Origin of the sequence: Oleiphilus messinensis, assembly GCF_002162375.1 — a bacterium.
GTDB lineage: Bacteria > Pseudomonadota > Gammaproteobacteria > Pseudomonadales > Oleiphilaceae > Oleiphilus > Oleiphilus messinensis.
Window position 1 is genome coordinate 791051 of the sequence record NZ_CP021425.1, and the last position, 13147, is coordinate 804197.

Annotated in this window: 9 protein-coding genes; 7 read left to right on the forward strand and 2 right to left on the reverse strand. The window is 48.0% G+C overall.

From position 1 onward, the window contains the following. Positions 1-368 precede the first annotated feature (368 nt). The 6 genes from typA (at position 369) to OLMES_RS03630 (ending at position 7707) form a co-directional block, all read left to right on the forward strand. The gene (gene typA, locus OLMES_RS03605; RefSeq protein WP_087459995.1) at positions 369-2180 is read left to right on the forward strand and encodes a translational GTPase TypA; all 1812 of its coding nucleotides are present in this window, start codon (positions 369-371) and stop codon (positions 2178-2180) included. A 271-nt stretch (positions 2181-2451) separates the two neighbouring features. Then, positions 2452-3417, forward strand: coding sequence for a prolyl aminopeptidase (gene pip, locus OLMES_RS03610; protein ID WP_087459996.1), 966 nt, complete (start codon positions 2452-2454; stop codon positions 3415-3417). 237 nt (positions 3418-3654) lie between these two features. Beyond that, on the forward strand, positions 3655-4092 hold the full coding sequence (gene dtd, locus OLMES_RS03615; protein ID WP_087459997.1) for a D-aminoacyl-tRNA deacylase: 438 nt from the start codon (positions 3655-3657) through the stop codon (positions 4090-4092). Between the two features lie 641 nt (positions 4093-4733). Next, positions 4734-5699: a porin gene (locus OLMES_RS03620; RefSeq protein WP_087459998.1), complete on the forward strand. Its 966-nt coding sequence runs from the start codon at positions 4734-4736 to the stop codon at positions 5697-5699. 127 nt (positions 5700-5826) lie between these two features. Next, complete coding sequence (locus OLMES_RS03625) at positions 5827-6822, forward strand: CYTH domain-containing protein (RefSeq protein ID WP_087459999.1); 996 nt, start codon at positions 5827-5829, stop codon at positions 6820-6822. Positions 6823-6909: 87 nt separating this feature from the next. Continuing rightward, positions 6910-7707: a DUF547 domain-containing protein gene (locus tag OLMES_RS03630; protein ID WP_087464315.1), complete on the forward strand. Its 798-nt coding sequence runs from the start codon at positions 6910-6912 to the stop codon at positions 7705-7707. A 94-nt stretch (positions 7708-7801) separates the two neighbouring features. Here the strand turns inward: OLMES_RS03630 and OLMES_RS03635 are convergent, their stop codons facing one another. Beyond that, positions 7802-8548, reverse strand: a complete 747-nt coding sequence (locus OLMES_RS03635) for an OmpW/AlkL family protein (RefSeq protein ID WP_087460000.1) — start codon at positions 8546-8548, stop codon at positions 7802-7804. Positions 8549-8733: 185 nt separating this feature from the next. Continuing rightward, positions 8734-9921, reverse strand: a complete 1188-nt coding sequence (locus OLMES_RS03640) for a potassium channel protein (protein WP_087460001.1) — start codon at positions 9919-9921, stop codon at positions 8734-8736. A 98-nt stretch (positions 9922-10019) separates the two neighbouring features. On the opposite strand from OLMES_RS03640, the gene glnE reads away from it, so the two are divergent. Then, complete coding sequence (glnE, locus tag OLMES_RS03645; protein WP_198343208.1) at positions 10020-12965, forward strand: bifunctional [glutamate--ammonia ligase]-adenylyl-L-tyrosine phosphorylase/[glutamate--ammonia-ligase] adenylyltransferase; 2946 nt, start codon at positions 10020-10022, stop codon at positions 12963-12965. The last annotated feature ends 182 nt before the right edge of the window (positions 12966-13147 follow it).

A 13147-nucleotide genomic window follows, 5' to 3' on the forward strand; every position in this document is an offset into this window, starting at 1 on the left:
AATTATGATTTTAATCGCGAACGAAGCACTAATTGTACCAAGTTGGATTGTTTTGTAGTGATAGGCTTGAAATGTATTAAAAAAGTGCAGAATATCAGCTGTTTATGCACAGTTGTGGTGTGCGGCATCGGATATTGGGCCCGCTGAGCGACTCAACGGCGAATTGTTAAATACTTGTTGTGCGCTATGGCGGTGCATTATTCTTTGTTTGGCACCAATATGGTGCTTTGTTCTCGATGGTATGGATAACCACCGGTAAAATTACAGTTGAAGTGTAAAAAGTCGTGCCCAAAGCCGAAAACAAATGTTTTTCTGAGTACGTTTCAGTATAATTCGCGTCCATTTCAGGCAAGTATGCGGGATAAGGTGTGATTGAGAATTTACGAAATATTGCCATTATTGCTCACGTTGATCATGGCAAGACGACCCTGGTAGATAAGTTGTTACAGCAGTCCGGAACCTTGGACCGTAAAGACCAGTCTGCCGAGCGAATTATGGACTCCAATGATCAGGAGAAAGAACGTGGTATTACCATTTTGGCAAAAAATACTGCGATCACCTGGCAGGATTATCGAATCAACATTGTAGATACGCCCGGACACGCCGACTTCGGTGGTGAGGTAGAGCGTGTATTGTCGATGGTGGATTCCGTGTTGTTGCTTGTCGATGCTGTTGATGGGCCAATGCCACAAACCCGCTTTGTTACCCAGAAAGCGTTTGAAAAAGGCTTGAAGCCGATTGTCGTTATTAACAAAATCGATCGACCGGGCTCTCGTCCTGATTGGGTAATGGACGAAGTTTTTGATCTGTTTGATCGCTTGGGGGCAACCGAGGAACAATTGGATTTCCCGGTAATTTATGCCTCTGCATTGAATGGTATTGCGGGGGATGATCCTGAGGCTATGGCCGAGGATATGACGCCACTTTTCCAAATGATCGTGGATACCGTTCCGTCACCCAGCGTTGATCCTGATGCGCCTTTCCAGATGCAAATTTCTTCTCTTGATTACGACTCTTATGTCGGTGTAATCGGGGTGGGACGGATTACTCGAGGCTCCCTCGCACCAAGCACGCCAGTGACGGTGATTGATCGTGAAGGTAAGACCCGAAACGGTCGTGTTCTGGAAGTTAAAGGCTTCAACGGTTTGCAGCGAGTGCCCGTTGAACAGGCAACAGCTGGAGATATCGTATGCATCTCCGGGCTTGATAAACTGAATATTTCCGACACACTCTGTGCACCGAGTGCAGTTGAAGCGTTGCCGCCACTCAAAGTAGACGAACCCACCGTTAGTATGACGTTCCAGGTAAATGATTCGCCATTTGCCGGATTGGATGGCAAGTTCGTCACCAGTCGTAACATTAAAGAACGACTTGATAAAGAATTGATCCACAACGTGGCATTGCGGGTTGAACAAGGCGAAACGCCTGAGAAGTTTATTGTTTCCGGTCGAGGGGAGTTACACCTGTCGGTCTTGATTGAAACCATGCGACGCGAAGGATTTGAGTTAGGGGTATCTCGCCCTGAAGTGGTTCAGAGAGAAGTTGATGGCGTGCTGGAAGAACCTTATGAGTACGTTGTAATTGATGTTGAAGACGAGCATCAAGGTTCAATCATGGAAGAGATGGGCAACCGTCGTGCAGAATTGAAAAATATGTCCCCAGACGGCAAGGGTCGCACTCGCCTGGAATTTATCATGCCTGCGCGAGGCCTGATCGGGTTTCGCTCGCAGTTCCTGACGATGACCTCTGGTAGTGGTATCTTGACCCACGTTTTTGATCACTATGGCCCATCGAAACCGACAGAAGTCGGAGCCCGGATTAACGGTGTGATGATCTCTATGGTAAATGGCAAGAGTCTCGGTTACGCGCTTTACAACCTGCAGGACCGGGGTCGTATGTTTATCGAACCGGGAACCGAAGTTTATGAGGGCATGATTATCGGGTTACATAACCGTGATAATGATCTTGTGGTTAACCCGACTAAAGCCAAGCAGCTAACCAATATGCGGGCATCGGGCTCGGATGAAAACATCATATTGACCCCTCCGGTTCGCCATTCTTTGGAACAGGCGCTGGAATTCATCGATGATGATGAATTGGTTGAAGTGACACCAAACTTCATCCGACTGCGTAAAAAGTTCTTGAAAGAAAACGAACGACGTCGCGCAGGAAAAGGCTAATGGATTCTTCAATTGTTCTGGATGAGACTTGATCCAGATCAGAATCTGTTGTGTTAGTAAAAAAGCCGGTGGTGCATGAGCATCTACCGGCTTTTTTGTTGGCCCCTTCCTCTAGCGTTGATCTCTGGCGTAGTGGTATATTGCAAAACCATCAAATACGTTAATTAGAGACTGACCGATAAACTGGAGGCTGAACAGTAAAATGTCGGCAGGCCAGTTTTACAATAGCTATACTCATCTCAACGTAAAACACTATCTACAGGGATCTTTCATGCTCGTGCTTTTCCCCGAAATCAAGCCTCACGCAGAACACCGCTTTAAAGTCGATGATATCCACACAATCTATGTGGAGGAATCCGGGAATCCAAAAGGAGTGCCGGTTCTGGTGGTGCATGGTGGTCCAGGGGCCGGGTGTGAATCCTACTATCGCCGTTTTTTTGATGCGGAGCGCTACCGTATTATTCTGTTTGATCAGCGTGGAGCCGGGCGATCGACCCCGTTGGCGGAATTGCAGAATAATACAACGCAGGATCTGGTTTCGGATATGGAATTTATCCGAGCTGAATTGGGCATTGATAAGTGGATGTTGTTTGGTGGATCCTGGGGCTCTTCCCTGAGTCTCTATTACGCGCAACAACACCCCGAGCGCGTACTGGGTATGGTGCTTCGCGGCATATTCCTGTGCCGTAAACAAGACTTTGACTGGTTCTATAGTGAAGGTGGGGCTTCAAGGGTATTTCCTGAGCATTGGCAGGAGTTTTTATCTGTTATACCAGAATCCGAGCGAGACAATCTGATGCAGGCTTATTACCGCCGCCTGACCAGTGATAACGAATTGGAGCAGATTCAGGCAGCCAAGGCCTGGTCAACGTGGGAGGGGCGGTGTGCGACGCTGCATCCAAATCAAAAGGTCGTGGAGCACTTTGGTCACCCGCATGTTGCGATTTCACTGGCACGTATCGAGTGTCATTATTTTCTGAACAAGGCATTCATGGCTGATAACCAATTACTGGATCAAGCCCCTGCGTTGAACGGCATTCCAGGGATCGTTGTCCATGGCCGATACGACATGGTTTGCCCGCTTGATAATGCAGTGTCGCTATGTGATCGCTGGGAGGATGCGGAGTTGCAGATCATTCGTGATGCCGGTCACTCCGCTTCAGAGGCTGCGATTATTGATGGCCTCGTTCGAGCTTGTGAAAAAATGAGCTCACGTTTTGGTCCGGACTTCCTGTGAGTTGGGGTTCGTATCTATATGTTGTATTCAGCGTCTTTTAGTTATGGTCTCGCATTTTCATTGCAATTTTATTTTTGGCATGAATAATGCTTTCTTTTGGACGACATCAGATACCTCTTTAGGGGTATTTCGCTCGGCGTCATTCTAATAATGCAGCAAAAAGCAGAATAGTATGATTATTCTAAATTTCCTGAAGTATGATGCTTTAGTCGTATATGAGACCGGCGGTGACCTGTTTTGAAGGCATTGGTACAGCGCGTCACTGAAGCCCGCGTAGAAGTGAATGGCGAAGTTGTAGGCGAAATCGAACGCGGTATTTTGCTGTTACTTGGTGTAGAGCGTGATGACAATGAGGCATGTGCTGATCGTTTGGCCCAAAAGGTTGCGCAGTATCGGATTTTTGAGGATGAACAAGGCAAGATGAATCGTAGTCTTGTCGACATGGCCGGTGGCCTGCTTGTGGTGTCTCAATTTACGTTGGTCGCGGATACCCGTAAAGGTTTGCGACCGAGTTTCTCCAAAGGGGCGGCACCCTCCGAGGGGCAACGGCTCTATGATTATTTTGTCGAGCAGGCGGGGAAATGGATCGACTCGGTTGCGACAGGGTGTTTTGGGGCGAACATGCAGGTTAGTTTAATAAATGATGGGCCGGTTACGTTTCTGTTAGAGACATAAATTCCGGTTTTAGGGTGGTTAAAAAGTGTGCATTTCTAAGTTGATGAAATGTAATATTTTTCACTCTGGTTCAATCACGAAAGGTTGAAGTGGCGCGCGATTTTGCACTATCAGGATACAAAAAACTGATAAAAAATCGAGCAGTTCGATTTGCAAAAAACGCGACTTTGTATTACAAAATATTTATGAGATAAGCTCTTAAAAACAGCTTGTAAGTATTTGTTTTACAGAATGGAGCAACACCTTTGATTGTGTTGTGAATGCCGTGATTGAGAATGGTAAGCAAATTTTCGCGAGAGAAAGAATGTGAAAATTTTTAGCCATTAAAATTTGACGTATAGAAAGGGCGGTTTAATATTTCTGTCTTATTCGACGTATATTTTATGGCTTGGTTTTTATAATCTCACTCTGCGACAGTCAGGTGGCACAGCCTGGTAAAGTGCAATACTTATTAAGTTTGCTTTATGAAAGGTGCAAGTTGTTTGAACGAATGTATTTTCGTAAAACAGTGATGGGCTTAGTGTTTACCGGTAGTTTGATTGTCAGGCTCGGTATGTAAGGCAGGCTCTTATAAAAGAACAAGGGTAAAAACCCGATTACTTCGCAAGAAGTGAACCTTTAACTCACAAAAGGAAGACGAAATGAAAAAGACTCTGATCGCTTCAGCAGTAGCAGCAGCTACCTTGTCATCAACAGCATTCGCGATGGACCCAGCGTCTGAGCTGGCTGCTAAACTGGACAGCATGCCAACTGTATACGGTAACATTCAGTTGGTTTGGGCGTATGAGAATATTGACGGTGGTACCAGCAATCAGCAATTAGCTGACAATGGCTCTACTTTGGGTGTTAAGCACGAGCACGAAATTGCACCTGGCCTGACTGGTTTCATGAAGGCTGAATTGGAATTTACTGCCGATGAGAAAGGTCCGAATGGTCTGGACAAACTGGACGAAGCGTACATTGGACTGAAGGGCAACTTTGGTAAAGTGTGGGTCGGTTCTGATGACTCCATTTATGAAAGCTATGTCGATAAAATTGTAAACTACTACGAGTACGCAGATCTGAATGTTGGTGGAAACTACGACACCGGAGAAGGCGACCTGATCCAATATGAAACGCCTAAAATCGCTGGTGGTTTGACTATCGGTGCAGCTGTTCAAATCAACGGTGATGCAGAAAACGCAGATAAGTCTTACCCTTACCAAATCGGCGCGAAATATTCCATGGACGCAATCACGGTTGCTGTAGCGATGGATTCCAACGATGGTGACGAAGGTCCAAACTCCAACACTTATGGTGTAATGGCTGGCTTTGGCGCTGATAATTTCAGTGTATCTGCTGAGTTCCAAACCCGTGAAGATGTGGCTGATTTGTTTGGCGTATTTGCCAGCTTCTCTGCGGGTGCAAACACTTTCGCTGTTTCATACGAATTTGAAGATCAGGATTCTGGCGATGAAGTTAACGTAATCTCTGCACAAGCACTGCACAACATGTCTGATAACATGTATGTGTATGTAGAAGGTTACTGGGCTGATGCAGAGCCAGAAGGAAGTTCTGATAGCACAGAAACAACTCAACTGGCTTTGGGTGCTGTATACGCATTCTAAGTTTCCAGATTGAAAGTTTCTTTCGAAAAACCGGCGCGATGGCGTCGGTTTTTTTTCGCCTGATATTTTTCGCGCTATTGATGGTATGCTGTGCTGATCGATCCTTGATAGCAATGGAAGACCCCAAATGAGTAGTGAGATAGAACTCAAGTTTTTAACCACACCCGAGCAATTGGAAAGATTGCAAACTGTGCTGATCGCCAAGGAGGCGCAACATACCCGGCAACATCTCGTCAACATTTACTTCGATACGCCTGAAAGGTTATTGCAGCAACACAAGGTCGCGTTAAGAATTCGCAAAGCGGGTGAGCGCTTTATCCAGACGCTGAAAACAAAAGGCAAGAGTGTCGGGGGCTTACACCAGCGCAATGAATGGGAATGGGATCTGGATAAGCCCGTGCTCAATGGCGATTATTTAGCCACGGCCGAATGGCCGGAGCAAGTTTCAATCGACAGCCTGGCTCCGCTGTTTGAAACGAACTTTGTTCGGACTCAATTTGTTGTGCGTCATAATGGGGCGCTGTTTGAGGTTGCGTGCGATCAGGGGGCAGTGGAAGCGGGCGGAAAATCTTCCCCTATATGTGAACTGGAATTGGAAATCAAAGAAGGGGCTGTCCCGGATTTGATTGGCTTTGCACAATCACTATTGCAACAAGTCGGCTGCTATCCCAGTGATATCAGCAAAGGCGAACGAGGGTATTATCTATCGGGCTGTCTGGAATTCAAACCGGGTAGCGCCAGAATCAAGAGCGCCATGACCATTGCTCAATTTGCCAGCTATCAGGTGGAACAATGGATTGCCGGCGTTGACCAGTTTATATTGACGATGGAGCCGCGTTTTTTAGCAAAATCGTCGCAAGCATTAAGTGTATTGATGCAGCTTGATGATGCCGGGTTAATTTTTGATGCAGGTGTTGCCTGTGATGATGTAACGTTTGCCCGGGTTGCCGGTCAGTTTGATGAGCACCGTAGATTACTGGAGCAAATCATGCATGCTTGTTCGAATGATGCCGCTCCAACAGGTGCTCGTGATAGTATCGTGAGAGACTTGTGTGAGAGTAGTGATATGGCCATGATAGCATTAGCGATTATGGAAATCGCGACCCAGAGTGGGTTGCCATAGATCTGGCAAGGGCTGTAGTTTGAACCAATGTTTGAACCAATGCTTGAACAAAGGTTTGAACAAAAGCTTGAAAAAGAGAGAGGCGTGATGTACCGAATCCTTTGGCAGAGGGGGATTTTTGGGTTACTTCTCCTGCTGCACTGTGCCACATTGTCGGCGCGAGAACCCGAATGGGGTCTCTATGCCGAGCTATTGGACGAGTATGTTGCGCCGGATGCAAAATTTGGTATCGAAGCAAATTTCGTAGACTACCGCCGTCTCAGACATGATCCCCGCTTTCAGCAGCTGATCGAAGAATTGGCTACTTTCAATCCTGAACAACTCGATGGTAACAATGAGCGTAAAGCTTTTTATCTGAATACTTACAATATATTGGCCATTAAAAAAGTAATCGATAATTGGCCGGTTCGAATGGTTAAATCTCTTGGTAGCCTTTTTAATCCAGTCTGGAATCATCATGCAGGGTTTATCGGAGGCAAAAGCATGACACTGAGTCACCTGGAGCACAACGTCCTACGTAAGATGCATGATCCTCGGGTGCATATGGCCTTGAATTGTGCTTCTCTGAGTTGCCCGGACTTGCGTCTTGAGCCCTACACGGGTGATAAGGTCGAGGCACAGCTCGACGATCAGTGTCGTCGTTTTCTGCATCAGCCATCAAAAGGGGCAAAAATCGTTGGCAAATACCTCCATGTGTCCAGTATTTTTAAATGGTTTGAAGCTGACTTTGACGCGGTTGGTGGTGTTCGTAAATTTATTTTTCAGTACCGCCCTGATCTACCGTCCGCGATAAAAATCGAGGCTGATATCGATTACGACTGGACTGTCAATGCTCACCTTAGCGGACGAGAGCTCCGTGAGATTCGAGTTGAGGCAAATTTCTAACGGCGATTCTGGCGTAACTCAGGTACTGAGGTTACGCCAGATTTATGATGTTTGATTCTCCAGATAGCGGTTTTCGTGAATCCAGGCTGATGCCTTAGAACCGGTACGATACCCCTACCATATACGCAAACGGATCGATCTCGACATCCGCTTTTGCGGTGACTGTGCCCGCATTGGTTTCTGCGGTGATGGTTGCTTCTGTTTCAATATCGATCCACCACATTGCGGCGTTGATGCCCCAGTTTTCATTAATGGCATAGTCGATACCGAATGTCAGTGACGCGCCGATGGAGTCATCCAGTTCCAGCTTGCTGGATGTTGCCTCGACACCTGCGACTGGCGTGTCCGCAATCGATGCCAGCACACCTACAGCCCCTGTCAGTGTGTCGGTGGTTTTTTCGCTGAAGAATATGGTGTAATTCAAGCCGACACCGAAATAGGGTTGTATGTCGGAATCCGGATCGTTCAAATAAAACTCAACAGAGAGTGTGGGCGGCAGGTGTTTTGTCGAGCCCAGTTTGCCCACTCCGGCGATTGCATCGGTTGCGTAAATGTCATGCTCAAATGGGGTTGCGGCGAGTAGCCCAAGACCGATGTGGTCGGTGAACATATAGGTTGCGGTCAGGCCGAGCTGGGCATTCGGATCCACACCGACTTTAGCGCCGGAAACTTCACCCAATGCCGGGTTGGTGATGCGAACATTCGAGCTTTCTTCCTGTGGCTCAACCAAAACTGGACCGGCGCGGCCAATTACGGTTCCACTTTGATGCGCCCAGGTTGCACTGCTGATCGCGCTTAAGGTGGCACCAAGTATCAGAGCATTTCTAAGTGTGTTCGCCATAATGTCTTACCTTATTTGTCAAAATTCGAAAACAAGGCCAGTTTACGAATTTGCAAACAAGGTTTTTTGATGTAGGGCAACTTTTGCTTTTGACCGAGTTCCTGCTCAATTGGAATAGAACAAGACTCTGATTTAGGTCAATTTTAAGTTGTTACGATCGAGTTTAGCCTGGGCTGACGCGCCATCTAGTGTTCTATGTCTGCTTCCCGTTCCAGTGCCTGCTTTTGTCTGTCCCAGTTTTGCTTGCGCTGGCGGTAGTGGCGGATGGCTTCCTGAATTTCGGTTTCAGCAGGTTCAAGATCAGCTTTGACCAGTACAATCAATGCGTGGGCATCGATTCGTTCGTCATGTTTCGGGTGACAAATCACTTCCTTATCTTCATCCACATACGCCATCGCGGTGCCGAGTCCAGCCTGGATTAATGCACAAACTATTTCAGCCCAGGTAAGGCCGCTAATTTTAACATCGTATCGGGTGGGGTGATCTTGTTCGTGAGAGAACAGGTCCTCCAGTATTTTCTCCGAACCGGGTGCCAGTATGGCGCGTACCAGAATTTCCGGGTAGCTTCGCACTGGTCGGATGATGGCTTGAGCCCCCAGGCGTTTGAGACGCTCACGGTTTTCATCGCGGACGCATTCGACAATCGCTTTATCTGCAAGCTTGTGCTCCATCAGTCGATGCAAAACATCAAAGGTTGCACTGTCTGATATTGCGCTATTTTCGTCGCGGGCCAGGATAACAATATGTTTTGCTGCATGGACATTTACCGCTCTGAGGTCACCGGGATTGTCGCTGCTGCCATGATAGTGAACGACACCGAGTTCTGCCAGTTCTGTTGGCAGGCCGCCAGGGAACTGGTCCGTGAGAATCTGGATTGGTGTACTACGATAAAGTGCATGAGCCCTGATCTGGCTCACTAAGCGAATGTAGTATTCTGTGGTATGGTTTCGGGGTGAATTGATTATCAGAATGTGGTTGATCATGTTCCATCTCCATTTCCCGGTCCGGATCAGTTCGCGCTTGAAAAATCGGTAGTCGATATAGTCGCTGACAATGAGGGTTAGCAAGGTAATCCCGGTTATATACAATAAGCCGATGGTTGCAATCTTCCCTGCGGGCGTCGCGGCAGACAGATCCCCGTAGCCAACGGTGGTCAGTGTTGTCAGCGTGAGCCACAGGGCGTTAAAAAGAGAGAGCTCTTCGAGCCAGACCATCGCCAGGGTATGCGCACCAATTAGGGCGAACAGGATCATAAACAGGCGATTGATTCGTCGTTTGATCTGCCAATTAGTTTGGTAGACAGCTTTTCGATGTTGAATCGGTTTATATCGCTGGCTACTCTGATAAGACGTTTGCTGTTCTGAATTGGCCATGCCGGGTCAGCACTCGAGAATGAATGAAAGGATAAAAGATTAACGGACTGGATCCGTTATTCATCAACAGGAATCACTTTAACGTTAAGGGGCACCGCGTGCTTGCAGATCAATCCCCAATCGCAGAAATAGTAGCTCAACTGCCCACGGCATTCCATCCGAGTATTCATAAACGTTGCCAGGTTTATGCGGAGCAAGCGACGGCTGAACAACGAGACGCACTCCTGGCGTTGCCCTCAACCAGCCTGGAAAACCTGATCAAAATCTGGGGGCTGAGTGATTTTGTCGGTGAATACACGTCAAACCGCCCGGAATTGATGTTGGAGATGTTGGCTTCGGGTGACCTTGTTTCGGTCTATACCGAACGGGAATATCGACAGCGGTTACAGGCCCGGATTGACGACTGTACCGAGGAAAGCCAGCTGATGGCAAAACTCAGACAATTTCGTAATCGCGAAATGTGTCGAATCATCTGGCGGGATATGTTACGCCAGGCGGATCTAAACGAAACCATATCCAGCATGACCGCTTTGGCGGACACATGTATTGATCTCGCACTGGAATGGCTCTATCAGGACAGCTGCGCCAAGTGGGGAACCCCCATGCAGAAACAATCTGATGGCGAGCGTGTGCCGCAGCGTATGGTTGTGATCGGTATGGGCAAGCTGGGCGCCCATGAGTTGAATGTATCGTCTGATGTCGATCTGATTTTTGCTTATCCCCATAATGGAGAGACTGTGGGTTCCGGCCGGACTATGGAAAATCAGGCCTTTTTTATCCGCCTGGGTCAGCGGTTGATTTCCGTGATCGACAAAGTGACAGCAGATGGCTATGTCTTCCGGGTTGATATGCGTTTGCGTCCCTATGGCCAGAGTGGAGCATTGGCACTGAGCTTTGCCGCGATGGAAGAATATTATCAGGATCAGGGTCGGGACTGGGAGCGTTATGCCATGATCAAAGCCCGCGTGGTGGCGGGTGACTACCAATCCGGCGCCATGCTCTTGCACGAATTAATACCGTTTGTTTATCGGCGGTATATCGACTTCAGCGCGTTCGAGTCACTCCGTGATATGAAGCGCATGATTGTTCGTGAAGTTCAGCGTAAGGGTCTTGAGGACAATATTAAACTCGGATCGGGCGGCATTCGGGAGATCGAGTTTATTGCCCAGGCATTTCAATTGATTCGAGGTGGTCGGGACAAGCAGCTCCAACAGCGAGAATTACAGCGTATTCTGGTTGCATTAGGTGAAGAAGAATTATTACCTGTCGCAGCAGTTCATGACTTGCAGGATGCCTATGTATTCCTCCGCAATCTGGAACATGCAATACAAGGAATTGCTGATCAACAAACCCAGCGGTTGCCCGGGGGGGCGCTTAATAAAGCGCGAGTTGCATTCAGTATGGGGTTTTCGCAATGGCAGGATTTATTATCCCGGCTTCAAATCAGGCGCGACAAGGTTGCCCAGCACTTTGCAGATGTTGTGTCGTTTGAGGAGGAACAAACGAACGAAGCCATGGCGATTGATGAAGATGATGTCATATTGTGGTCGATGAGGTTATCGGAGGAAAGTGCGCTCGCACTATTGCTCGAAAAAGGATTTGATCAGCCGGAGCGTACACTGAAAAATATTGTTGATCTGCGCACGAGTCGTTCGGTTCAAGTGATGCAGTCACAGGGGCGGCAAAGGCTGGATCGCTTCATGCCGTTGTTGATTTCAAAGGTCGCCGCTGCCGATGCGTCCTCTGAAACGTTTTCCAGGGTTTTGCGCCTGGTTGAATCTGTCGTGCGACGAACGGCTTATCTGGTGCTCTTGTACGAAAATCCCGGCGCGCTGGAGCAGTTGGTTTTCTTGTGTTCAGCCAGTCCCTGGTTTGCGGAACAAATGGCGCGGACACCCCTGCTGCTGGATGAGTTGTTGAATTCGCACAGTCTCTATTCACCTCCAGAAAAAGCTGAACTGGATAGTGAATTGCAGCAGCAACTCCTGCGCGTACCGGTCGAAGACCTTGAGGAACAAATGGAAGTGTTGCGACACTTTCAGAAGGCACATGTGTTGCGTGTTGCCGCATCTGAGCTGAACGGCACATTACCGCTGATGAAAGTAAGTGATTATCTCACCTTCATTGCTGAGTCAATGCTGGCTCAGGTGCTTGATATGGCCTGGGCCTCGATGACGGCCAAATATGGTTACCCTCAACGGGAACCAGGCGTTGCCTGTGGCAAAGACTTCGTAATTATCGGCTATGGCAAGGTTGGTGGAATCGAGCTGGGTTATGGTTCCGACCTCGATCTGGTTTTTATCCATGATGCCCCTTCGAATTTGTATACGGACGGAGATAAATCCATTGATAATGTGGTGTTTTTTACCCGTCTTGGGCAACGTATCATCCATATACTGAACACGCAAACCCCGTCTGGTATGTTGTACGAAGTTGATATGCGTTTACGTCCTTCAGGTAACTCCGGCTTATTGGTGTCCTCAATTGGTGCGTTTCGCCAGTATCAGGAGCAAGATGCCTGGACCTGGGAGCATCAGGCCCTGGTTCGGGCTCGACCGCTCGCTGGCAGTGATCGTGTTGCAGAACAGTTTATGGCGGTGCGAGAGGCTATTCTAGGGCAAAGTCGGGAGCGTCTGAAATTAAAGCAGGATGTGTGTGAAATGCGAGAAAAAATGCGCGTCAGCTTGGGCACCGATGCAGCAGAACAGCATGAAACCTTTCACATCAAACATGATAGCGGCGGTATTGTCGATTTGGAATTCCTGGTGCAATATCTTGTTTTAGCGTGGTCGGAACAATTTCCCGCACTGTATCGCTGGACGGACAATATTCGGGTTCTCGAAGAGGTCGGAGAGTGTGGTTTGCTCCCGAAAGAGAAAACCGATCAACTGATTCAGGCCTATATTGTGCTGCGCTCCATGATGCACAAACTATCGTTGCAGCAGCAGGCGAATACCGTCTCTGCGCAGCTGTTTCCTCAGGAGCGTAAACTGATTTCTGATACGTGGTCGGAAGTGATGCTGTCGACAAGCGATTTGATTTAATGATCCGGCGATAATGTTTGATGAATATGACGCCAAATGGAATAAAAGCTGCTAGAATATTTCGCCGGTTTTGCAGGGGGCGGGTGTGATGATTATCCTATTCCAACCCAACGCCCCTGTTGGTGATTAATGGTGGCTGCCAGGGGATGTCCCTGAACCTCCGTGAAGCGAATAATCTGTCA

What these genes read in the sequence shown, in the direction of transcription:
- pip (WP_087459996.1), top strand. Translation starts at nt 2,452, where the DNA reads ATGCTCGTGCTTTTCCCCGAAATCAAGCCTCACGCAGAACACCGCTTT.
- OLMES_RS03620 (WP_087459998.1), top strand. Translation starts at nt 4,734, where the DNA reads ATGAAAAAGACTCTGATCGCTTCAGCAGTAGCAGCAGCTACCTTGTCA.
- OLMES_RS03625 (WP_087459999.1), top strand. Translation starts at nt 5,827, where the DNA reads ATGAGTAGTGAGATAGAACTCAAGTTTTTAACCACACCCGAGCAATTG.
- OLMES_RS03630 (WP_087464315.1), top strand. Translation starts at nt 6,910, where the DNA reads ATGTACCGAATCCTTTGGCAGAGGGGGATTTTTGGGTTACTTCTCCTG.
- OLMES_RS03635 (WP_087460000.1), bottom strand. Translation starts at nt 8,548, where the DNA reads ATGGCGAACACACTTAGAAATGCTCTGATACTTGGTGCCACCTTAAGC.
- OLMES_RS03640 (WP_087460001.1), bottom strand. Translation starts at nt 9,921, where the DNA reads ATGGCCAATTCAGAACAGCAAACGTCTTATCAGAGTAGCCAGCGATAT.